The organism is Candidatus Thiodiazotropha sp. AKAK3 (assembly GCF_058244645.1).
This window is the reverse complement of the sequence record NZ_JBSYOQ010000071.1, coordinates 76,381-99,921: the sequence shown is the minus strand read 5'-3', so window position 1 is coordinate 99,921 and position 23,541 is coordinate 76,381. Positions and strand designations below refer to the sequence as shown.

Genomic DNA, 23,541 nt, shown 5'->3' with positions numbered 1-23,541 from the left:
TTTTAATGGGTTAAGATTTTTCATACTAATACCTCACTTAATCCAAACGTGGATAGACCATCAATTCCTGCACACCTTCTGTAGAGAGTGAGCTGGGCGTTTGATACTCATAAGATGTTGAAAAGTCGAGACCACTGACAGCGCCTGAGCCAACTGTGATCACAACGGGTTGTGAAAGCGTCGAGTAGGCACCGCAGGATTCACCGGCATCACAAATCAGGTTATCCATATCCATGTCCGATCCAGCGACAACAACATAGTCACCTGACGGCACACTACTGAAGCTATAACTAGCAGTCCCAGTATTGGTATTCACAGCATCCTGCTGAACAGCAGCACCCGTTGCATTATTGACAAGCAACACATAATGACGGCCAGCATTCCCTGCAATAGAGGTATCCGTTACCTGCATGATAACTTCTACATTTGCACTGGAGGTACCAGCTGATACCTGAAAGGTTCCGCTATAGGTGGCAGGAGTCAGACCAGTTCGATCGACAGTGACTGTATAGCTACCCATGCCCGATGCATTGACCTGATTGGGTGCTACTGACAGCCAACTGATATTCTCGGTCACCTGCACAGTGCCGACAGTGCCTCCAACCTCTTCAATGTATAGCGTCGATGATTGAAGTGTATTTGAGAAGTTCAGATTCTGTGGGCTCACGCTCAGGGTTGGATCTGTGGGGGTATTGCCCCCTCCTCTCTGCTGTGCAGCTTGCACGGCCTTATAGGCATCAATCAGACCATGACCATAGAGATCATCCCGTCCGGTATTACCGATATCATTCGTCAAGTCACCTGCCGAGAGCATACTGTCGAATTCAGCTGGTGTCAGGCCGGAATAGACCGATTGCATAAGTGCGGCCACGCCAGCCACATGTGGTGCAGCCATCGAGGTGCCGTTATAGAAGTTATAACTGAACTCAATAGTTCCGGATGAGTCATCAGCGGCAGTACTCAGTACGCCATCAGGTCGTCCATCACCATTTAGGTCAGCTTGGGTATCACCGCCAGGCGCTGCAACATCGATCGCACTACCAAAATTGGAATAAGGCGCCCTTTCACGATTCAAATCAACGGCACTGACTGACACCACACCGTCGTATGAAGCAGGATAGGAGAGTTGTGAGGTATTCTCGTTCCCTGCTGCAGCAATTATAATCACGCCTGCACTGCGCGCTGCTGTAACGGCGTTAAGTGTTGCCTGATCGGGAGAACCGCCCCCAAGACTCATGTTGATGATATCTGCTCTTTGCGCAGGCAGTGTACCCGAGTCGTTGGTCAGACCGGCAGAATAGAGAATCCCTTGGGTGATATCGTAGGAGGTTCCACCACCCTTGCCCAGTACACGGATCGGCATAATTCTGGCGCCCCAGGCCACCCCTGCAACACCATTGGAATTATTACTTGCGGCTGCAATCGTTCCTGCCACATGGGAGCCGTGAAATGAAGAGCTGCCACCTTGAACCGCATCACCCACATCATCAGGATTGTTATCGATACCATCTCCATCTCCAGAGATATCGGTACTTGAGATGAAATCATAACCAGCCACCAGTTGACCTGCGAGATCAGGATGACTCAACAACACACCTGTATCGATAACCGAAACGATAACACTGTTATCACCTGTTGTTATATCCCAGGCTTGAGGCAGGTTGATCTGAGGATAGTGCCACTGATAGTTGTAGTACTGGTCGTTTGGCACCGCGCTGGGTTGATAGATATAGTTTGGTTGAGCATAGACCACATCACCACGACTGGAGAGGGATTTGATCGCCATCAATGTATCAAGCTTGAGCTGCTCATCATCGCTCAGGGGAACACTGGTGTCAGTGCGTGCAGCAACCTTTGCATACTGTTCGTTGATAGTCAGCAATTGAACACCGGCACCATTACCTGGTGTCTGCTGGAAATTGAACTGATTCAGTGTAGGATCCTGGGATTTAGCCTGAAATGAGTCAGTATCAAATTTGACTATTACCTCTCCAGGGACAAACTGATCTGACATCCGCAACGCACCTGGTGGCAATGCAGAAGATGGGGTTAAGCCCAGAGACAACAGATAGTTGGAGGCGCCACTGAAAGCGTAGACATTGACGTAATACTGTCCATCGCTAGGTACTATCAATGACTCAAATTGGGAGGTACCGATTGAACGATCAACCAATGCACCATTGGAGTCATAGAGATAGAGGTCCAGATCCACACCAGCAGTACCTATATCACCAATATTCAGCAACAGGGTCTGTCCAGCGGACATATCGACCAGAAAATAGTCATCCCGGTCTCCAGCACTAAAGGAGTTACCAGAATCACCTGCGCCAGCCACATTGACGTAGCCTCCAATATTCACAGGATTTGGGACAGTTTGAGCATTATTGGCAGGATGATTTGCAACCGATGAGGTTTCAGTGTCATTCACATCACTATCGGTGACCACATATGAAGGCACCGTTAAGCGGCCACTAACGCTGCCACTACCTGTTTGTGACCCATCACCGCCACCATCACCATCGTCTCCCCCATCATCACCACCACCACCACCTCCACAGGCAGCGATAATGCCTGCAAAGAATAAGGTCAATATTATTTTTGTTAGTTTTTCAGCAAACTTGAGCCTATTCACACCAATCTCCCTTTAAGAAATCTTAGTTTCACCGCGTTCAGATGATTCTAGAGTAATCGAAAACCTTTTCAACGGTGATATTTAACTAATTTTAAGGATTATACTTCTTTAAATGAGCTGTTAATTAGAATTAAGAGACTAGCCTAAATCACCATGAAATGCTGGATTTGGATTCTGTTACTGGTAATAATCCTTTCACAAAGCCACAATACCGCTCCATTATGGGACGCTACAGACCTCCATCACCCCCCAAATCGCCTTATATCACCGAATCCGGCTATGAGACCCTCAAGCAGGAGGCGCATGACTTATGGATTCGTCGACGGGATGTGACCAAAGCACTCGCTGCAGCTGCAGCAGAAGGTGACCGATCTGAGAATGCTGAATATATCTATCGTAAGAAAGAGTTGCGCGAAATTGACTATCGCATCAGATATTTACAGAAGAGGATTCCTATTCTAAAGGTCGTTAATCAACCTCCATCAAATCCAGATCAGGTCTTTTTCGCAGCCTGGGTACAACTTGAAACGGAGGACGGAGATGTGCGGGAGTATCGAATTGTTGGGCCGGATGAGTTAGACAGTGACCCCAAAAATATCAGTCTTGATTCACCTCTTGCCCAGGTTTTGCTCAAGCGCACTCTTGACGACCAGATAGAGGTTGAGACACCAGCAGGCATAACCCGATACTGGATTGTGGATGTACGGTATGAGCTACCCTGAATTAATCATGAAAAACCCAGCACCTTTGTAAAAGATTCAGACCAAAAAGATTGTAAATCAACGCTGAATAGTTAGTTTAAGGGCACCTCTGTTAATTGCTTGTGCCCTCTGGCTCTACGCCCAGTTCAGTATGAAATACCATCTCTGCTTAAGAGGCCCTCTATCTGTTTATGTATGACAGGATCATCCCACTCCCTTTCACCAACCACCTTGTATATAATTTTCCCTCGACGATTCAACACAAAGGTGGTGGGCATCCCTCTTACCCCCCAGCGTTGACTGATGCGTCCCTGGTAGTCCAAAAGCACTTGAAAATCGATGGGGTAGTCGTTTAGAAATGCATTAACTGCCTCTGCCTCCTCTCCAAGATTTATTGCCAACATAGCGACGCTTTTAGACTTTAATCGATCCCAGGCTCGATTCATTGAGGGTAACTCGTTTCTACAAGGATGACACCAACTCGCCCAGAAGTTGACGATAACAACCCTGCCCCGATAGTCATGGAGCTGGTGAAACTCTCCTTCAAGGTCTTTCAATCTAAAAGGTAGTGCGAGGAGCGGCTTCGCTTCAGACAAAAGCCTTTGATCTGCTGAAATCGCTTTCGGGAGTGATAGCCACAATATAAATAAAAACAGGATCGACCAAGCCAGGCTGGAACGACTGTACCCGAGGCGGTAAGCAGGTCTCAAACTTAAGTTCATAGCAGAGTTCCCACAGTCAGAAACCAGACAGCCCAATTGGTCGAACCCGAAAAACAGCATCGAAAGTAATACAATTTCCAAGCAGGTTTTGTGACATGACTTTGATTAAATATCTCACCCCTCCTCTGCCAACATGCCCTGAACCAGATCCAGTACATGCTCTGGCGGCATGCCATAAGGCACTACAGCAGTGAGTCTTCCTTCACCGTTTATCACGTAGAGGTTTGCTGAATGGTCAATACTATAACCTCCCCCCTTCTTTTCATGGCGCTGATATTGAACACGATATTGTCGGGCCACTTTGGCCACTTCATCTTTGCTTCCAGTTAAGCCGAGCAGTCCATCACTGAAGTAATCCACGTAGTTATGCAACACCTCAGGAGTATCTCGTTCAGGGTCCAGTGAGATAAACAAGCCTTGCACTCGATCTGCCTGAGACTTCAAGCCATCGAAAACCATAGCCAGATTCGCCAGTTCGGTGGGACAAATATCAGGACAATAGGTATAGCCGAAAAAAAGCAGTACCAGCTTACCTTTCAGTTGATCAAGTTTAAAAGTTGTATTGTTATGGTCAGTCAAACTGAAATCACCACCTATCTCCTCGCTACTGACTGTTGCCGTTGTTACAGCCAGTATGAAGAAAAGGATCAGAGTTAGTCGCTTCATATTCAGGGACACTTTAAATGAGTCTGAAACATACAGAGGAACGGACAAACAGCGATTCATTAAACTGCGGTTTCTGTTTAATGAACCGCCATGGCGAAAACCAGAAAAGTAAAAGCAGTCTATCTTGGTAGCACGATATTGATTCATGACTTTTCAGACATTTCCTCGCTTCACCATCTATTGCACTTCGACTTCAGTACCATGCACCCAACTGGGATCGCCCTTACCCACATCGCCAATGGGAGCAGCAAATGCATCGGCTACCAGAGTATCCACATTGCTGCCTGTCAGGGACTGCAAGAAGACAACTAGATCCTCCTTCTCCAATTCAGTCAGGCCCAGCGGCCTGATCAATGGATCCAACAGTTCATTTGGCACACCACCCAAGTCATAGAAATCAACCACATCCTTCAATGTGCTGAGTGATCCGTTGTGCATATAGGGTGCAGTCAGTGCTATGTTGCGCAGACTGGGTGTCTTGTATTTCCAGCGGTCGTAAGGATTCTCAGTCACCTCATATTGACCCACATCTGTGGGTGGCTTCTCCCCCACAGATTCGATCACAGAACGATCTATATCGAGTGTCACACCGGGAGCAATCGTTACCCGTTCTTTCTCAGGAAAGATACCCATCGACTCCCGAAAACCAATACCGGTATTGTGCATCTGATCATCAAAAAAGAGAGCGAAGCTATCTCCTATCAGGTGGCAGGAAGCACAGCCTGCTTTGCTGGTAAAGAGTGCAAAGCCCCGTTTTGCTGGTGTTGGTATTGCCACTTCATCTCTTCCGTAATACCAACGGTCGAATGGAGAATCTCCTGAAATCAGAGTTCTCTGATAACTGGCCAGCGCCATACCCAAAGTCTCCATCGAAACCCCCTTACCATCGAAAGCCCGCTCAAAAAGACCCTGGTACCCTTTGATCTGACGTATCTTACTCAACACCTGTCCAACTGAAGGATTACCCATCTCATTTTTAGCCAGTAGTGGGCCCCAAACCTGCTGCTCTAAACTCTCTTCACGTCCATCGTGAAAAAGAAGTGAAGCATAGGCAGCATTGTAAATGGTAGGTGAATTGCGGCGCACACTTCGACCTTCGATACCAACTGCCATGGCCAGTTCATTACTGGTGAATCCTTGTTCAGGCACATGGCACATAGCGCAGGAGAAGGTGTCGTTTAACGACAATCTACGATCGTAGAATAGTTTTCTTCCAAGCTCGATTTTCTCTCTTGATAGCGGATTATCTGTCGGCACCGGCACGGGTGGCAGTCCCAGTGGTGGCTTTTCAGCTATGGCGATCAGATCAGCTGCCTCCCCCTGTCTCAACTCCAGATCAAGGGAACGAGTAACATAGTTCTCTGTCTCATATCCCTGTTTATCATCGCCAGGTTTCGAGAGCTGCGAAGGCTGATCCAGATTTAGTGCAACCTTAAAATTTTTCTTCTCACCCTGTTGCTGATGAATAAGTGTCTTCAGATCATTAATGATCAGGTCGTGATGGAGGAAATCGACACTGTAGATATTGCGTATCTTCTTTTCCGGGTCGATAAGAAACACCCGTAAAACGTGGCTGTAACCAACGCTTGTTTTTCCACTACTGTCGACCTCCCGTAGAATCACCTGATTGTATGACTCCAATATGGGCTGTAATTGTTGGTGTGAATCGGTTGTTATGAACTGCCACTCTCCAGCACTACCAGCATATCGAAAATTATTACTATAGAGTTTCATCACCGCTGGTGTATCGACTTCAGGGTCAAAACTAAGACTGATCAATTTCAATTCATTGGCTAATACCCTATCCCTTTTCATTGCCGATTTGATCTTATAAAAAACATGAGATGTGAGAGGGCATCCGTTGAGATCGCTACAGGTACTGTAGATAAAAGCAAGCAGTACATATTGACTGCCAAAGAGATCATAAAGGTTCTTACGTTCCCCACTGCTAATGACCACCTCGCCATTAGCAGCATCACCCAGGGAAGGTAGTGTATAGCTGCCTACATCTGGCAGGGAGTAGCCCAGCTCACCATAGCCAGGCGCATAATCAGATGGCTGGTTCACTGATTCAGCAGCTACCGTAGAGACCAGTACTGCAGTAATTGAAAGCAAAGGGATAAGCAAACGGTACATAGAGACTCCAAGGCACTAACAATCCTGGCTGGCATATGCCAGACCAGGATTGTTATCCTCCGAATGTCAGTTAGAGATCCATAAGTGCCAAGTGTTACTTACTAATCGATTCCAGTGCGGCTACAGAGAGATCCTTATCCTCTGGCCTGACTGCACCATACAGTGAGTAAGCACCAAAACGCATCTGGTGAGCCCGACCCAATTTCAGTTCATTGAAGTCTATTGCAAACTTCTCTACCAGCTTGCTGCCGTCCCAGACATAGCTCTTGAAGTACTGATCGTTGTCCCCACCCTTCTTATCCCAGTTTGCCAATAGAGAAGAAGTATAGTAGATACGGGTGCTATCCCAACTGGACGATGCCATGTTGACCTGACGTCCAATCACCTTCTCATAAACCTGCTTCGGCTGATGTGGATTACTCATATCGAAGAGACGGGTCTTGCCGTCCATGAAAGTGTTGACCCAGAGTCGACTGTCATCAGAACTGATGGATATATCCACAGGCAAGGGTACTTTAGAAGCATCACCTATATCTGCCACAGCCTTGGACTGCCATTCACCCTGCTCATCTTCATAGATCAACCAGATTTTTGAAGTCAGTGCAGTGGTTGTCACACACCAGTTATTGTTTGGTTGCCAGGCACAACGTATCTCCAGGGGCGCACCTGGAACATCAAACACTTTTTTCGGTTTCTTGCTGTGTAAATCCCACAACACCACTGTATTGCCAAAACGCTTCATCGCCTCTTTATCCTGCAGCATCTTGCCAAAATCCATCATGTAGTTGGACCAACCCGTGAAGGAGGAGGTAAGCATGATGTTCCGTCGAGGTAATACACGTAAATCGTAGTTATAACCATCTGCGTATTTACCGGTTTTTTCCGCACCCCGCAGATTCTGATCAGTGGGCATCCAGTGTGTCGCAACATATTCCCCCTCATTGGTATATTCCACCAACGCAGTACGACCACCGTGGTCCTTGTTGTTGGATAGACCGGTGATCATGATACGACCTGGTAGTGCATAGGTTGTATGTGGGCCGACAACGCCTCCGCTTTTCTCTACAAAGTCGGTGACAACCTTGTGTAACTTTGGTTTTGCCGGATCGCTATGGACATCGAAAATAAAGAGCTTGTTGGTGTCAAGACCACCCGCCCAGAGATAGTGTCTGTCATCAGAAAAACCTGAGTGGTGAGCTTCATTCCGTCCACCGACGGAAAGCGTATTTATCACCTCTCCATATTTTGATGATTTTGGATTGACGTCAATCGTCACCAGCTTATCCTGCCCATCACCCAAACCTTCGACACCGAGGGTCCAGACGTAGACAAAATCTTCCTGGCCAACAATTTTGGCCATATAGGGTGATTGGCAGGTTTCATCCGCTTGTACGGGGAGAATTGCACCAAACAGCGTGGTAGCCAGAGCCAGGGCGGATGCCAAGGCAAGGGATTTGGCGGGCTTATTTTTAAACAGCCTCATAGTTAGGCCTCCTGTGGTATTAATATTTTTACTATTTCGCGCTACCTCAGCCCTCCTACTGCAGTTGGCCATGTTTGAGTGGCAGAAAGATCCACCCAGTCCATAAACTACTCGATACTGTTGATTGCCGAAGATCTATCGGCATGAAAACCGTCTTGACCCTCCTTAGTCCTGCTGCGATACAGCTGGCAGTGAGGTAAGCGGCTATAGAGAAAATAGAATGAATATTCATTCTTGTCAAATATTATACTATGCTGGGTATAATCCCTGACAATCAGATATTCAGTTTCCGGAAACCAGTATGCTCCATTTAAAAAAAGCCCCCTCGGCTAACGCACCAGTCGACAGTCGCATCCTGAGTACCGCACTCGATCTCTTTGTCGAACGCGGCTTTCATAACGTCTCAATACATGACATCCAGAAACAGTCGAATGTCAGTATAGGCTCAATCTACAACCATTTTGGAGGTAAAGAAGGGGTTGCCAAAGCCCTCTACTACCATTTGATCAAAGAGATGGAGGAGTTGGTGGAAGAGGTTATCGCTGAGGGACTGGGCTTTCGGGAGAGCTGTAATCGGATCATCTATCTCCTTTTTGAGTACACAGAGACAAAACGAAATATCATCGCTTATGTGCTGCATGCCAAGCATCAGGAGTTCCTGCCGGATGAGCCCCCGATCTGCAGTGCTACTCCCTTTAAGAGAATGCGCAGTATTGTGCAGCAAGGAATAGATTCAGGGGAGATCCGTGATGGTGACCCCTGGGTTATCGCCTCTACGGTTTTCGGTGGCGCTATCCGTTTGATCCATTTACGACTGGATGGCGTGCTTGGCGTGCCTCTGCCCACACTCTACGATGAGCTTATCGACTGCACTTGGCAAGGAATGATGCCGACATCTATTCATGAGAGTGTGGCGTGACAGACTGACGCCTACTACACTACTCAGCCACCATGAGCATGCCCTATGAGGCAACTCAACCTGTAGCAGGGCAATCTCTGTAGAACGGCATGGGTCGAACAATCTCAATATTCAATTTGTAGAAAAATCTAACAAACCAGAGGCGGCTCATCCATTTTTGCAATCTGCTCGCGAAGCGTGAGGATATGATCTTCCCAGAACCGAACTGAATCAAACCAGGGAAATGCCGCAGGAAAAGCTGGATCGTCCCAGCGCTTGGCAAGCCAACCTGCATAGTGAACCAATCTCAAACTGCGTAGTGCTTCCAAGAGGTGTAACTCAGAGGGATTAAAGTCATAAAACTGAGTATAGCCCTCCAGTAAGTCCCCCAGCCGTTCGGTCATGAAACGTCGATCCCCTGAGAGAAACATCCATAGATCCTGCAGTGCAGGCCCTGTTCTGGTGTCATCGAAATCCACAATCTGGGGGCCATCATCCCGCCAAAGGATATTTCCAGGGTGACAATCTCCATGTAGACGAATCATGTTAATACTCCCTGCCCTGCTATAACAGGCCTTGATTCGGCTTTCCAGGTCTACCAGCACACTCTTATAAGCGGTCAACAGGTGGTCAGGAATAAAGTCATGGTCCAACAGATAACTACTGGGCCGATGTAGATAGCTCTCGATATCAAGTTTAGGTCGGTGTTTAAATGAGTCGCTCGCACCAAGAAGATGGATTCTTGCGATGAATCGCCCGAGCTGTTCAAGCTGATCCGGATCATCCAACTCCGGGGCGCGGCCACCACGACAGGGGAAGAGAGAGAATCTCACCCCGTTGAAATGGTGCAATGTGAGACCATCAACATCGATTGATGGAGAAATTACCGGTATTTCCTGTTGCGATAAGGCCAGTGTGAACTGGTGCTCTTCAATAATCGCTTCATCACTCCAGCGATCAGGGCGATAGAACTTTGCCACCAGCGGTGCCCCTTCCTCAATACCAATCTGGAAAACGCGGTTCTCGTAGCTGTTCAACGCAAGAAAATGGCCGCTACAAACCACCCCAGTCGATTCAATGGCATCAAGTATGGTATCAGGGGTCAGAACAGCAAAGGCGTGTTGATATGAGAAATCAGAGTCAGTCATAAAAACAAACTACCAGACAATTACCCCTGCAACCAGATAGTTTGCTTTCGATCTCAGAGATAATGCCTGCAGCAAGAGATCAAAATGCCGCTGAAGATGTTCTACAGCAGGTTTTGATAACCAAGTCTGCAGGCAGGCTCAATGCAGCCTGTCTCTATAATAATCATAATCTTAGTGGCTTTAAGGCCTGAAAGATAATTATCTGGTTGTCGGGTAAATAACCACAAGATTTCTCATAACATCTGAGATTCCACTACTCAGCCGGCGCTTCAGTTGCCTGTTCCCGTTTACGAGCCAGAATATAGCGAATAGGCATACCGACTTCATCCAAAACCAGATCAAAACCATGCATGTCAAACAGACTTTTCAGATCGCAGTTATGCCATGTATCCAGAAACGGCTCATGAATGGTCTTGGCAAACCAGCTGAAATAGAGCCCTTTTATTCCATAGCGACGAGTCATTTCCCAATATCCACTATAGGCCTGAGTCGGAGACGGCTCTCCGATTGCAAGTAAACTTCCCGGTTCAAGGATACGGTTGATCTCTTTCAGGCTTTTTTCAACATATTTGATCGGCATCTCATGAAACAGAAAACAGGCTGTAGCACCATCAAATCGCCTGTCTGGAAATCCTGTTTCTTCTGCAATGCCCTGGATAAATTTGATATTCGGATACTCTTCTGCACCAGACTTAAGGAGATAGGGCGAGGGATCAATACCCCATACATCGTCGACACCGACCGCTGCCAGTTCTGCAGCAACGCCACCTCCGGAACATCCCACATCAAGAACTCGCGCCACATCTTTGAATTCCGAGGCCAAACGTTTTCTCAGTTTTTTGATCTCTCCCAGCATGAATCGGTCAAAGTTATTGATATAACGTTGCGTCATCACTTTTGAGTAGTTGCCATTGGGAAAGTTATGAAACTCACGCAGAATATATTTTGGGATCATATCCCGCCCCGGCATCTCCTCCGGCAGCACAACTGTAGGCCGCTTTTTCGCTGCCACCAGCTTAAGAAAAGACCAGATTGCAGCAGGACTCTTCAGTACCAGCTGATCTGGCCAGGCATCGGGAATTTCGACTGCCTCCCAATCTGGAACTCGTGGATCCTGAATACTCTGGGAACCAAACTCATGAAGCGATTTATCTATTGTCATGCTCATTTTCAGCCTCCTTGCTATAACCTCTTGCGATCATAAGACACGTACATCATGAACGTATATCATCAACTGGCTCGAATTATACTCAACAGACTCATCAGCAAGCAATTCTCTACGTCGATTTATTACCAAAAAAAGCAAATATGATAAGCAGTTAGGTAATTCTATCCAAGAATCGTTCTTATTTAGTTGAGGCAAGTCACTTGCCATGAAGATAAAACAAAAACATACTCTCGCCGGAGTAAAGACAATATTGACAGGCTGACTCATGACTAAACTCACTTCAGAGCTGCGAGCGCCCAACGAAAACTGGTTGAAGCGTTGGCAAGAGAACAACATAGGCTGGCACCATGTCTCATTCAACCAGCATCTACTGAATCACTGGCACGCCCTTTTTCTGCCATCAGATTCACTGGTACTGGCTCCTCTATGTGGTAAAAGCAAGGATATGTTCTGGTTAGCAGAACAAGGGTATAGAATTCGTGGAGTAGAATTGAGCCGGCTGGCGATTGAGCACTTTTTCACAGAGCACAGCCTACAACCCTCTATTAAGGCATCGGAGCACTATGAGCACTGGACTCAGGGACCATATGAACTACTTTGCGGAGATATATTCGATCTATCGCATCTAGATAACAGTGATGTCGATGCAGTATATGACAGAGCCTCATTGGTTGCCCTTAACCCAGAACAGAGAGCCCAGTTCGTCCGCACACTCATAGAGGTCTTGCCAAAACGGGCAAAAATTCTACTGGTGACGCTGGAGTACCCACAACAAGAGATGGCCGGACCGCCCTATAGTGTCCATGAGGAGGAGGTCAGGTCACTATTCATGCCCCACTACACCATCAACTTATTACATACACTTGATCTGCTCAAAGATACCGATCGATACCGTGAACATGGCGTTAGCGAAATGGTGGAGAAGATCTATCTTCTGAAGCCATCCGATCATCCCTGAAAAGAGATAAAAATTAGTAGTAACCAATCTCTGCTACAGGTGTTGATGCTCAACTCTAACAGTTTGTTGCTCATAGCCCAGTCAAACCAGCCCTCCCTGGATGTGACCTGCAGTTGCATATTATGCTGAGCCAGATCTTGTAGTAGACCACCATCGACTGTAGATAGCCTAATAACAGACCAATAGGTGAATCAGTAATCTAAATTGGCAACCTTGGCATTGATTTAGGTAATCAGCTGGATTTATGCTCAAATTACCCTTTACCATTCAATATCGAGACAGATCGGAGAGGTGCCAGAGTGGCCGAATGGGCCTGACTCGAAATCAGGTGATCCCTTACGGGATCCGAGGGTTCGAATCCCTCCCTCTCCGCCATATTTCAACCTTATAAACTTGATATTATGATATTTTCCAATCTATCACTTGAAGGGAGTGAGCAATCAAATTCTATAAGTCATATAACTCAAGTGTTTGTTAAACCAGTCGTTGACTAAGCGGTATATTTTAATATTTACAAACAAAATAAAGCAGCAGAAAGAATATTGCCTATATGGATAGGTAACAATCAAGCTAAATACCGACAAGCCTATGATGAAGGAATAAAAGAGTCAGTAAAACTAATTGACAGAATTCTGACAGAACGACTTGATTATAATAAATTAAATAATGAAGACTCTTACATATTTTACAGTTATTCAGAGAAGAAGAATGTAAGAGGGAAAGTACTATTTACTGACGACATATACAGAAAAATTGTAATGGGTATATTTGGAAATTATTATTCCATACCCACCAAGGAGCCAACCTATAAAACATTAGCCGATAAACTGAGTAAAATACCATCAAATATGGCAAGCGTTTTTATATATTGCGCTGTCGGTGATTGCGGATTAGTAATACAACCAAAATTATTAGTAGATGGTAAAGATGCACACTACATTTACAAAGAGGGATTTTTCTATATAGACCTAAAGCCAGGCCAACACACTCTTACTTTTGAGTATGATGGAGATCGTCTGCTATCAGACCTCATAAGTTCTCAAGTAAAATCAGCAGGCCCTGTATCATTAAATGTCAAAAATAATCAGCAATATTTTATTAAGTTCCAACATCCAGGATTGGTAACTATCGGCTACAGTGCTGATATTGTTGAAAAGGATGAAGCATTAAAAGCAATCAGTGAATTACAATACAAAGGCACGAGGCATGGACCTGGGTTATGAATCAGGAGATAGGTTAGCACCCCTCTATTAGGGGGGTATCAATAAATTCGGCAGTCCTGTAGGGGCTGGCCTCAGTCCTGTGGAGGTCGCTCACTATGTCATATAGCCGAAGAGTAAATAGTGACAGTTCTAGATAGTTCGCCTTGGGTCCACTGTCGCTGAGTACCCAAGCGAATTAGTTGTCATCCAAACATCTTGCTGACTGTATCGAACGTTATGTAAAGTCAGTCATACTCGGTGTCAGAATCAGTGTCCAGCTCACTGAATCAGTATATTCGAGTGTTTTGCTTATATATATGGTCTATTTATTGATAAACACAAAGTACATGAACATAAAGTTGAGATGTCAGCGCTCCAGAATCCAATAATCCTAAATTGTAACTATATGATTTATATGTATTTTTTATTGAGTATGCCAGGTAATTCAATCTACTTTAGATTAACTTAAGCTCAAAAATGTTGTGAAGTTTTGAATAAAGTGTGCTTTTTTGTGCCTAAAGCATGCGTAAAAGCAATGAAGCAAGACGAACGTGAACTATATATGGATAATAGAAGATAAGGTTAAAAAACCAAGTATATGACTCGGTTTTTCATAGGTTTCTGAAATAAGATATTTAATATAAAGAGTCATTTTTGTTTTGAATTATTTTCACTCAAGATGATTAGGTTCTATGTTCCATCAAAAACAAAGCACGGATTGCTTATGTAATCTTAAAACAAACATAGGTGAGTTTAGTTGACAGATCTTGACAATAGAAAATTACTAAACTTAATCCGATATGCGCCGGTTGCTGTAGTTTTTGTATTTGCTTTAGCTGTGAATATTATTGCAATTCAGGATAAGCGAGCGCAAGCTGCTTTGAGTATAGAAAACCTTCGTGAAGAGCTTATATTTCAACAGAAAGAGATGATACGCTCCGAAGTTTCTCAAGCCTACAAACAGGTCATTCTAAAAAAATACCAATTAGAAAGTGATTTAAAAGAGAGCGCAAAACAGCGCGTTTATGAAGCCTATGGAATCGCGAATTACGTATATGCACGTAATATTGGTAAATCTAGGGCTGAAATAGAAAAGCTGATCAGAGAATCGCTCCGGCCAATTCGTTTTTTTGATGGAAGAGGCTACTATTTCATTCTGGATATGAATGGAAATACCATCATGAATGCCGGTAATCCTGAAATGGAGGGGAGACTAAATTGGGAGTCACGAGATGAAAAAGGTAATTATATATTCAATGGAATGCTGGATATAGCAGAGGAGCATCGAGAAGGCGCTTTTCACTGGCTCTTTAAAAAACCTGGCGGGCCCGCTGAGAAGAAATTTGACAAGGTCGGCTATGTTAAACGATTCGAACCCTTTGACCTGTTGATTGGTACTGGCGAGTACCTATCTGACTTTGAAGAAAGCGTTAAAGAAGACCTACTTGATTGGTTTTCAGAATATGAGTATGGAGAAGGTGGTTATTTTTTTGTATTAGATAAGAATGGAATTCTGCTAGCGCACCATCGGCATGATTTTCTAGGTTTGAATATAAATACTGGAACCCCCCTTCAAGAAAATTATTTTAACAATATTATGCAACAAGTGCGTAATGGGGGGGGTTATGTTGATTACTCTAAACCTCTTACACTGAGTGGAACAGTTAAGTTAAAACAAATCAACTATGTAAAGAAAATAAAAGGTTGGGATTGGATTATTGGTACAGGATTCAGCGCCCAAAGTTTTGAAAGGCGTTTAAAGATAAAAGAAGAAGCACTTGTCAGGGCCAACCAACAAAGTTTAACCAATCTGATCTACCTCACTATAGCTTCTATGTTATTACTTACTGGCAGTTCTTTATATGTTGGTAATTTAATAGCCAGGCGCTTCGAGGTCTTTCAAAAAAAGATACGTGAGGATTTTGACGAACTTGATGAAACAAAAAACAAGATGGAGTACATGGCGCTACATGATGACTTAACAAATTTACCCAATCGCGTTCATATGCTAAAGAATATTCAAAAGCATATTGAACTAAGCCAAACAGACAACAAAATACTAGCAGTTATGTTTGTTGATTTGGATAACTTTAAAAATATCAATGATATATATGGCCATCAGGTTGGTGATCAATTACTTGGAGTAGTTAGCAGAAAGTTTGAGCTATTGACAGGTTGTAGTGAAAGCGTATCTCGATTTGGTGGTGATGAGTTTATGTTTTGTTATCCAAACTTGAATGATACAGAAGATGCTAAAGATAAAGCATCCCTCATACATGAAACATTGTCTGGCCCCATTGATATAGACGGTCGAACGCTCACTATTGGTTGTAGTATTGGCGTTTCAATCTACCCAGATAACAGCACAGACGCTGAAGGCCTTATAAACCAGGCGTACACAGTTCTTTATAAATCTAAATCTCAAAGAAAGGGGCAGTCTCTTTTTTATAGTAGTTCTATTACTGAGCAGATTAAACGTCGAGCAGTAATTGAGCATGAGTTAGCTCTCGCAACAAAGGACAATGGATTTACGGTTTTCTACCAGCCACAATCAAGTTTCCATAACAAGAATATTCTTAGTGTCGAGGCACTGGCTAGATGGAATCACCCTGCTTTGGGTATTATTTCACCAACAGAATTTATCGCTATAGCAGAGGAAGCAGGATTAATTAATGAACTCGGTATATTAATATTTAGACGTGCTTGTGAAGATATTTACGAGCTTTCACCTAATGGAAAAGATGCACTTAAACTATCAGTTAATATCTCTCCTGTTCAGCTCATGGACCCAGAGCTGGGTCACAGCTTATTGGAAATTTGTGCTGAAATAGGTATTGACCCGAAGCGGATCACTTTAGAAGTCACAGAAAACATTTGCATCCAAGACTTAGATGCAGTAAGGCTACTATTGACACAATTAAGAGAGCAAGGCTTTGGCTTGTCACTGGATGATTTTGGTACAGGTTATTCGTCTCTCAACTATATCACTAGTTTACCGCTAACCGAATTAAAAATAGATCGTTGTTTTATAAATCGATTCATAGGCAATCACCAAAGTGACATGCTTGTTCGTATGATTATAGGAACTGGTCGTCTGTGTGGGCTAGTTGTTGTAGCAGAGGGTGTTGAAACAAGCTCTCAGTTCAAAAAGTTACTCAATTATGAGTGTGACATATGCCAAGGTTACTATCTTGATAAACCTTTAAATATAGGGCAATTGTCTAAGAGAATCGTGAAAAGTAAACCTGTAAACAACACTGATACTACCCTGCCTGGTTCCCAATAAAACTGAGATGAAGCATTTAACGATTATATTGATCCTACTAGGTTGTTATCCCTTTAGTTCATTCGGTGATCCGAAAATAGTGAAACTTTGGCGTCATGACGCGAGAGAGATTGAAATTACAGCGTCGTTTGCCTCAATAAAAAGATTTAATGAGAGTCAAAGTCAATGGAAAATCGTACCTGATCTTATTCCCGAGGCTTCCTATACCTTATCTACTACGGCCGCAGCACAAGCTGGTCTACTTCCTTGCGTGATTGAAATAGACCAGCCTCTAGTACCAAGTTTTGCCTGGAAGGGATATATACGACCTTTAGATGAGCTCATTGATGAGGAGATGTTGCAGTCAGTAAATACAACTGCAAAAGGGATTTACAATGGTAAAGTCTATTCAATCGGTCCACTAGATGTCTCATTAGCTCTGTTCACAAGAAAGTCGCTAATCAATCAAATAAAAGCTCGCTATCCGACTCTAGAGCATCCATGGAGTAGAGATGAATTTATGGCGATCCTAAAGGCTGTGAAAGCAACAGGAGAATATAAATATCCATTTGATATAAGAGCACATGACACAACGGAATGGATTCCTTATGCATGGGCTCCTATGATGCTTTCCTGGGGAGCGGATCTAATAGATCGCAGCAATAATATAACAGTAGATGGCTTTTTGAACTCAGACAATGCAATTAAGTTTGGGGAATGGATACAATATTTGGTACAGGAACAATATATTGACCCTACCCCCCCAAATGACGAAGGCTTCATTAGAGGAACTATTGCTGTTCAATATGGTGGTTCCTGGGCTTTAAGTAGTTACTACAATGCTTTTAAAGAGGATTTAGCAGTATTGCCAGTTCCAGATTTTGGAAATGGATCTTTTGTCGGTGGTGGCACCTGGCACTGGGCAATAACGGAAAGTTGCCAACATCCAGAAGCGGCTGTCGAGTTAATTACTTTTTTAATGACAGCAGAGGAAACCCTTGCAAGCTCCAGTGTAATGGGGATATTTCCGACTAACAGCCATACTGCTGATTTGAGCGAAGATTATGGCGTACAAGGTAAATGGCGAATTCTTTATGAATTGTCGACCCGTACCGCCAGATTTAGGCCAGCGACTCCTGCGTATTCAGTTATATCCTCCAGCTACATAAAAGCCATGAGTGATATCGTAAATGGTATGCCACCAGCTATCGCCCTGGATCTGGCTGTTGAGAATATTAACGCCGCTTTTGATAGACATCAAAACTATATTACGCCCTACAGGTAGGAAGTATTAGAATACAAGAACAAAAGATGGATCTATATACGCATACAATAAGGTTATTACCATATTAAGGCTGTATCTCACGCTTTCAACTAAAAAACAGTCAATTTAATTACACTTTGTATAAATAGTTTTTTCCAAAAAAAGAATATAAATCCTATTGACCGTGCTGCTTATTCAAATACAATGCAGTGCGCTAGGAACTAAACTACTAAAGAGTGGTTTTGATCTTAGGGCTTAGGCTAAGCGTAAAGGTCTGTGATGTATTCATAATGGATGTCTGTAATGGAAGAGATAGTTACTACCCTGATCTCTATTATTTATGACAGATTGTTAACAACCGACTTTCGGAACTAAATTACAATTTAGAATAATACAAATTTTGTTGTGCTGAAATAGTATCAACTAAGACTTTACCTTCAATTACATACTATCTAAAACGTCGCAGTCTTGCGCGTAATCTGAGTGATCAGATTATGTCACAAGGGACGAGGTCGCTGTTGATTTAAATTACAGTAGCCTCAGGAATAATTAATAATCAGTATGGAGATTTATAAAAAATGATTTCGTCTCGGCTATCATTTCTTTCGCTAGCGTTTATAACACCCTGCATGGTAAATGCAGCAACTCTACAATTTGACTTCAGTGCAACACAGGATATTTTTGGTAATAATGTAGGCGTTCAACCGGGAAGCTATTTTTTAATTGACACTACAGTAGTAAATACATCATCTACCGCAGGGGCTGGTCTGTTTGATAGTGCAGTCAATGGTGGGCATATCGATGTGGTTGATCTGAATGGTCCAGCCAGCTATGAGCTGACCGACGCTGTACCTATTACGACAAGCACGAGTAGTAATGGTCTAAACACTGTCTGGACTATAGGGGCCGCAACTGGTCCTCAACCTGCACAGATAGAGCTGACGTTCAGTGGGCTTGATTTAATCACTGACTTATCTGATGACTTCAGTATCTATAACGACAGTTTTCTTGGTGGAAACGTCACAACCACTGACTCCAATCCTCTTATTGGGGAAACGACAATAAACATTGGAAGTGATTTTCTGGTTTCCGATGTTTCTGATCTTGCTCCAGTTCCTCTACCTCCTACATTTTACTTGATGGCTTCTTCTCTCATCATGTTGCTGTGGCGAAGTAATCTCTCTTTTTCGAGCGCTAAAACGTTAATGACCAGCTAGGTAATCGACGATGTTGGCCCGGTAGTTGAAAGGGTTCTTATATATACTGATGTTGATGGCTATCAGGGTTTAGTATATCTCGGTATCATATTCAATATACCGGGCTAACATTTTGACACGGCCATACTAAAACAGGTGGGTGGTCGAGGGGCAGCATCAGCTGCCTGCGGAATCAGCAGCTCGAGAAGTCATTGGGGTCACCGGGTTTTAACAGCTTTAGCTGGCTCGCGAAGCTGTAGAGTATCAGTGACGATATGAGCAAATTGAGTCAGGTTTACTCTTGACTTGGGCACCAGCGCGGCAGTTGACCCGCATGCGCTATATCGAGTGGAATCCAGTGTGTGCTGAGATGGTGGATTCACCCTGGCATTACCGCTGGTCGAACTACCGCTGCATTGGTCAGGGCAGAGCCTCTATACTAGTCATAATTTAATCCATAGGGTCATACTAAGCCGAAGCCCCTCATCAGAGGCCGCTGACACAGTTTGATTTAGTCAATAGATTCATAAACTCGATAGGTACCCTTACCCGCCATCTTCGCCTCATACATAGCATGGTCTGCATTTCTAATCAGTGTCTTGACTTCCAAATAATTATCATAGTGATAAACTGCAATACCAATAGAGATACCAATAAAACAGGTCTCGCCTTGGCAGTCATAGGACTCTTCAACACGCTCAAGGATTTTACTGGCCACCTGAATAGCATTTTCTCTGGGAAGCTTTGCGTCTTCAATGAGTAGCGCAAACTCATCACCACCCAGACGCCCTAAAATATCGTTTTCCCTAACACTCTGGGCAAGTCTCAATGCGGTCTCTTTCAAAATCCGATCTCCGGCTTCATGACCGAAGCTGTCGTTGATGATTTTAAAACCATCCAGATCAAAATATAACACTGCACCACTGGACTTGTTTCGACGGGCTCGAATTAATGCACGCCTCACTGACTCATAAAAAAATCTACGATTAACCAAACCGGTAAGAGGGTCATAATTGGCCATCTGATTGAGCTTCTGCATCGCCGTCTGCCGACGACTTGTCTCCATCATGAATTTCTCAAGCACCGCATTATAAAAGGCGGCAATAGGTGCAGCATCAGTTTCTGGTTCAATATCGACAGGTCTGGAAAAATTACCGCTACGGGCTTGTTCATCCATCTGAGTAATTAGATCCAAAATTGAGGTACCGGCCCCATGCTCGGAAATATTCAATCCAATCCGTTCATCCATAGCACTAACTCGCAGAGGCACCAGCTTGTTCAGTAACCACAGCAGGGAGAAACCGAAACCAAAACTGTAGAGACCGATGGAAGTAACTCCAAGCAGTTGAATCCAGAAAAAATCCAATCGAGTCAACTCACTGCCCCAACTACCATCCGGAGCAAACAGGGCTACAGCCAAGGTACCCCAGATACCGGCTACCAGATGAACAGAGACCGCACCTATGGCATCGTCGATTTTCCAACGCTCCAGCATGGGTGTGCTATAGACAACGATAAAACCACTAATTAAGCCGATGAGCATAGCACTGACCGGTTCCACCAGATTACAACCTGCCGTTATACCGACCAATCCGGCAATAACCCCATTCATTACCCGGTCCACCAAGGGTTGCCCATCACGTAGCCAACTGGCAGTCAATGCACTGATACCACCCACAGCACCTGCCATCGCAGTGTTGACTATGATCAGCGGTATATCGTTTGACAGGCGCAGGGTGGAACCGCCATTGAATCCAAACCAGCCGAACCAGAGCAGAAAAACCCCAACAGTGGCGATTGGCAGAGAGTGACCCTCTACAGGTCGTCCATTTTCACCGAATCGGCCGATCCTGGGGCCGATAATAATCAGCGCAGCCAAGGCAATCCAACCACCGACAGAGTGAACCACAGAGGATCCGGCAAAATCTTTGAAGCCCATTTGGCCAAGCCACCCTGTCATCTCTCCAGCCTCATTCATGGCCCATGCCCAATGGCCGACAATAGGATATATGGTGCCGGCCAGAACGACTGTTGTAAGGATATACCCAAGAAAGCGCATTCGTTCCGCCACAGCACCGGAAACGATGGTTGCTGCCGTTCCACAAAAAACCGCCTCGAAGAAGAAAAAGCTTAAGTCATGTCCACTTGTACCATTTCCAACCATAAAATGATCAGTACCCAACAAACCCCATTGGCTGGTACCGAACATGAGGCCAAAACCAAACAGAGCATATAGCGATAGGGAAATACAGAAATCGACCAGATTTTTGATGGCGACATTGATGCTGTTTTTAGAGCGGACCAGTCCACTTTCAAGGCAGGTAAATCCTCCCTGCATCAAGGTAACTAAAAACCCACAGGTCAAGATCCATAACATGTCACTGCTAATTGCATCCACTTCGTTCTGCTCTCCGATTCAAACAAGTTTGGTTAAGTGTGTAACTGGTCAAAACAACCGAACCTGAACACTGTGCAATTTATATTCCATAATCATGGGTAAACATATCTCACTGTATTTCTTCGTCTTTTTTTGCTATTGAGTAACGCCCCCGTTGTCATGTTTCGAACATTTCGAGTGTATAGCCACAATCCCCAACAATGCAGCCACCAAAGAATTTCTGAAAAATACCAAGAATTAGAATCTTACCGGTTATCTCGGTCTGTTCTGGGTGTGGAGAAAAAAGCTAAGCATGCATCTAAAAACAACAGGCAACTTCAGACTTTGATGTGGTAAGTAACATCGCCTTACCACATATCTATTTAAGTCGGACAAAAATTATGGAGGGATAAGCAGCAACCATGACATGCAGAATATAGATAATGTTTTAAAAACCTTTCACACAATCCCGTTAAAGAGCCAGCCGACAAAAATAAATGAAACCGCCAGAACGAGTGCGAATATCGCCAGTGCCTGCCATTTGATTACCTTTCTCAGGATGAGTATCTCAGGCAGTGACAAGGCTGCAACGCTCATCATCAGTGCCAGTGTCGTACCTATAGCAACGCCTTTCCCAAGCATAGCCTCAGCTACGGGGATTATGCCGGTGGCATTGGAATAGAGCGGTATCCCCAGCAGAACGGCTGTAGGTACGTCATACCAATTACCGGAAGCAAGATGGGAACTAACCCAACCCTCGGGAACAAAGCCATGGAAAAGAGCACCCACGCCTACACCAAGCAGTACCCACTTCCAGATTCTTCTGACAATCTCTCTAACTTCCCCCATTGCGTATTGGTGTCGCCCCTTGAGAGAGGTATTGATTCTGGGCTGGGCCACTTTGCCCATTTGGATATCCCACACGTACTCCTCTACCCAGCGCTCGGTTTTCAGCCACTTCATTGCCAATCCGCCAAACCACGCCACCAGCAATCCAGCAGTCACATAGAGCAGGGTGAGTTTCCAGCCAAGAATACCGATAAGAATCACAACGGCGACTTCATTGATCATTGGTGAAGCGATTAGAAACGAGAATGTGACCCCAAGGGGAATACCTGCTTCAACAAAACCGATAAACAGGGGCACAGATGAACAGGAGCAAAAGGGTGTAACCGCACCTAAAGTGACGGCCATCCCTCTTGCCTGCCAATCCGGCCGATTTTGTACATATTCTCGCACCCGCTCAGGTGAAAGAAATGCACGCAACAGTCCCATTACATAGATGATGACAACCAGGAGAAAAAAGATTTTCGCCACATCCATGACGAAAAAATGCAAAGCGGCTCCAAGCTGTGTATCCGCTGATACGTTGAGCAGCTGAAAAACGACTATTTTCGCAAAAGCATCGAACAACGGGATTCTCTCCTAATTCCTGGCAAGAACCTGATCTCCTTATCAGTTCATAGTGGGATCGAATTAGGTTTTTTAATCTGAAACCCATTGACGCACCAGGTCAGGCCCAGGCAATCCTCCTGCGTGGACGACCTCACCATCGACTACCACGCCGGGTGTGGACATCACACCGTAGCTCATGATTTGAGCCATATCGGTGACTTTTTCCAGTTCAATCTCTACACCTGCCTGTTCTGCAGCAAGGGTGATCAATTTGGCAGTGGTCTCACAGTTCTTGCATCCTGTCCCCAGTACTTTAATGACTTTCATCTC

The 23,541-nt window shown here is 44.6% G+C and carries 17 protein-coding genes and 1 tRNA gene; 8 read left to right on the top strand and 10 right to left on the bottom strand.

Going from position 1 to position 23,541, the window contains the following annotated elements; genetic code table 11:
* Positions 1–37: 37 nt before the first annotated feature.
* Positions 38–2,632, bottom strand: coding sequence for a S8 family serine peptidase (locus AC4IE7_RS19055; protein WP_490778457.1), 2,595 nt, complete (start codon positions 2,630–2,632; stop codon positions 38–40).
* Between the two features lie 167 nt (positions 2,633–2,799).
* On the opposite strand from AC4IE7_RS19055, the gene greB reads away from it, so the two are divergent.
* Positions 2,800–3,354 carry a transcription elongation factor GreB gene (greB, locus tag AC4IE7_RS19050; RefSeq protein WP_490778456.1) on the top strand — a complete coding sequence of 185 codons (555 nt, stop codon included), beginning with the start codon at positions 2,800–2,802 and terminating at the stop codon, positions 3,352–3,354.
* A gap of 125 nt (positions 3,355–3,479) precedes the next feature.
* On the opposite strand, the gene AC4IE7_RS19045 is transcribed toward greB, so the two are convergent.
* From AC4IE7_RS19045 to mtoX, 4 genes are all read right to left on the bottom strand, one after another.
* Complete coding sequence (locus tag AC4IE7_RS19045; RefSeq protein ID WP_490778455.1) at positions 3,480–4,055, bottom strand: TlpA disulfide reductase family protein; 576 nt, start codon at positions 4,053–4,055, stop codon at positions 3,480–3,482.
* A gap of 114 nt (positions 4,056–4,169) precedes the next feature.
* Positions 4,170–4,721 (bottom strand): SCO family protein, encoded by a 552-nt coding sequence (locus tag AC4IE7_RS19040; RefSeq protein WP_490778454.1) that lies wholly within the window; start codon positions 4,719–4,721, stop codon positions 4,170–4,172.
* 177 nt (positions 4,722–4,898) lie between these two features.
* Positions 4,899–6,857, bottom strand: coding sequence for a cytochrome c peroxidase (locus AC4IE7_RS19035; RefSeq protein WP_490778453.1), 1,959 nt, complete (start codon positions 6,855–6,857; stop codon positions 4,899–4,901).
* 94 nt (positions 6,858–6,951) lie between these two features.
* On the bottom strand, positions 6,952–8,340 hold the full coding sequence (gene mtoX, locus AC4IE7_RS19030; protein ID WP_490778452.1) for a methanethiol oxidase: 1,389 nt from the start codon (positions 8,338–8,340) through the stop codon (positions 6,952–6,954).
* Positions 8,341–8,641: 301 nt separating this feature from the next.
* Here mtoX and AC4IE7_RS19025 point away from each other — a divergent pair, with 301 nt between their 5' ends.
* Complete coding sequence (locus AC4IE7_RS19025; RefSeq protein WP_490778451.1) at positions 8,642–9,259, top strand: TetR/AcrR family transcriptional regulator; 618 nt, start codon at positions 8,642–8,644, stop codon at positions 9,257–9,259.
* A 128-nt stretch (positions 9,260–9,387) separates the two neighbouring features.
* Here AC4IE7_RS19025 and AC4IE7_RS19020 read toward each other — a convergent pair whose 3' ends face one another.
* Both AC4IE7_RS19020 and AC4IE7_RS19015 read right to left on the bottom strand, forming a co-directional pair.
* Entirely contained in the window at positions 9,388–10,386 is a 999-nt protein-coding gene (locus AC4IE7_RS19020; protein WP_490778450.1) for a serine/threonine protein kinase, read from the bottom strand.
* Between the two features lie 253 nt (positions 10,387–10,639).
* A complete protein-coding gene (locus AC4IE7_RS19015) occupies positions 10,640–11,554 on the bottom strand; it encodes a class I SAM-dependent methyltransferase (protein ID WP_490778449.1) in 915 nt (304 codons plus the stop codon).
* 265 nt (positions 11,555–11,819) lie between these two features.
* On the opposite strand from AC4IE7_RS19015, the gene AC4IE7_RS19010 reads away from it, so the two are divergent.
* The 6 genes from AC4IE7_RS19010 (at position 11,820) to AC4IE7_RS18985 (ending at position 19,460) form a co-directional block, all read left to right on the top strand.
* On the top strand, positions 11,820–12,512 hold the full coding sequence (locus AC4IE7_RS19010) for a thiopurine S-methyltransferase (RefSeq protein ID WP_490778448.1): 693 nt from the start codon (positions 11,820–11,822) through the stop codon (positions 12,510–12,512).
* 285 nt (positions 12,513–12,797) lie between these two features.
* Positions 12,798–12,887: transfer RNA gene (locus AC4IE7_RS19005), tRNA-Ser, on the top strand.
* Between the two features lie 167 nt (positions 12,888–13,054).
* Entirely contained in the window at positions 13,055–13,735 is a 681-nt protein-coding gene (locus tag AC4IE7_RS19000) for a hypothetical protein (RefSeq protein WP_490778447.1), read from the top strand.
* A gap of 736 nt (positions 13,736–14,471) precedes the next feature.
* Complete coding sequence (locus AC4IE7_RS18995; protein WP_490778446.1) at positions 14,472–17,000, top strand: bifunctional diguanylate cyclase/phosphodiesterase; 2,529 nt, start codon at positions 14,472–14,474, stop codon at positions 16,998–17,000.
* 79 nt (positions 17,001–17,079) lie between these two features.
* Positions 17,080–18,264, top strand: coding sequence for an extracellular solute-binding protein (locus tag AC4IE7_RS18990; protein ID WP_490778445.1), 1,185 nt, complete (start codon positions 17,080–17,082; stop codon positions 18,262–18,264).
* Between the two features lie 608 nt (positions 18,265–18,872).
* Entirely contained in the window at positions 18,873–19,460 is a 588-nt protein-coding gene (locus AC4IE7_RS18985; protein ID WP_490778444.1) for a hypothetical protein, read from the top strand.
* 490 nt (positions 19,461–19,950) lie between these two features.
* Here the strand turns inward: AC4IE7_RS18985 and AC4IE7_RS18980 are convergent, their stop codons facing one another.
* From AC4IE7_RS18980 to AC4IE7_RS18970, 3 genes are all read right to left on the bottom strand, one after another.
* The gene (locus tag AC4IE7_RS18980) at positions 19,951–21,837 is read right to left on the bottom strand and encodes an ammonium transporter (RefSeq protein WP_490778443.1); all 1,887 of its coding nucleotides are present in this window, start codon (positions 21,835–21,837) and stop codon (positions 19,951–19,953) included.
* 438 nt (positions 21,838–22,275) lie between these two features.
* Positions 22,276–23,229, bottom strand: coding sequence for a permease (locus AC4IE7_RS18975; protein WP_490778442.1), 954 nt, complete (start codon positions 23,227–23,229; stop codon positions 22,276–22,278).
* A 72-nt stretch (positions 23,230–23,301) separates the two neighbouring features.
* Complete coding sequence (locus AC4IE7_RS18970; RefSeq protein ID WP_490778441.1) at positions 23,302–23,538, bottom strand: thioredoxin family protein; 237 nt, start codon at positions 23,536–23,538, stop codon at positions 23,302–23,304.
* Positions 23,539–23,541: the final 3 nt, after the last annotated feature.

Bases quoted from the DNA above. Each gene is read 5' to 3' on its own strand.
- AC4IE7_RS19045 (WP_490778455.1), bottom strand. From the start codon at position 4,055: ATGAACTTAAGTTTGAGACCTGCTTACCGCCTCGGGTACAGTCGTTCC.
- AC4IE7_RS19040 (WP_490778454.1), bottom strand. From the start codon at position 4,721: ATGAAGCGACTAACTCTGATCCTTTTCTTCATACTGGCTGTAACAACG.
- AC4IE7_RS19035 (WP_490778453.1), bottom strand. From the start codon at position 6,857: ATGTACCGTTTGCTTATCCCTTTGCTTTCAATTACTGCAGTACTGGTC.
- mtoX (WP_490778452.1), bottom strand. From the start codon at position 8,340: ATGAGGCTGTTTAAAAATAAGCCCGCCAAATCCCTTGCCTTGGCATCC.
- AC4IE7_RS19025 (WP_490778451.1), top strand. From the start codon at position 8,642: ATGCTCCATTTAAAAAAAGCCCCCTCGGCTAACGCACCAGTCGACAGT.
- AC4IE7_RS19020 (WP_490778450.1), bottom strand. From the start codon at position 10,386: ATGACTGACTCTGATTTCTCATATCAACACGCCTTTGCTGTTCTGACC.
- AC4IE7_RS19015 (WP_490778449.1), bottom strand. From the start codon at position 11,554: ATGAGCATGACAATAGATAAATCGCTTCATGAGTTTGGTTCCCAGAGT.
- AC4IE7_RS19010 (WP_490778448.1), top strand. From the start codon at position 11,820: ATGACTAAACTCACTTCAGAGCTGCGAGCGCCCAACGAAAACTGGTTG.
- AC4IE7_RS18985 (WP_490778444.1), top strand. From the start codon at position 18,873: ATGGTAAATGCAGCAACTCTACAATTTGACTTCAGTGCAACACAGGAT.
- AC4IE7_RS18970 (WP_490778441.1), bottom strand. From the start codon at position 23,538: ATGAAAGTCATTAAAGTACTGGGGACAGGATGCAAGAACTGTGAGACC.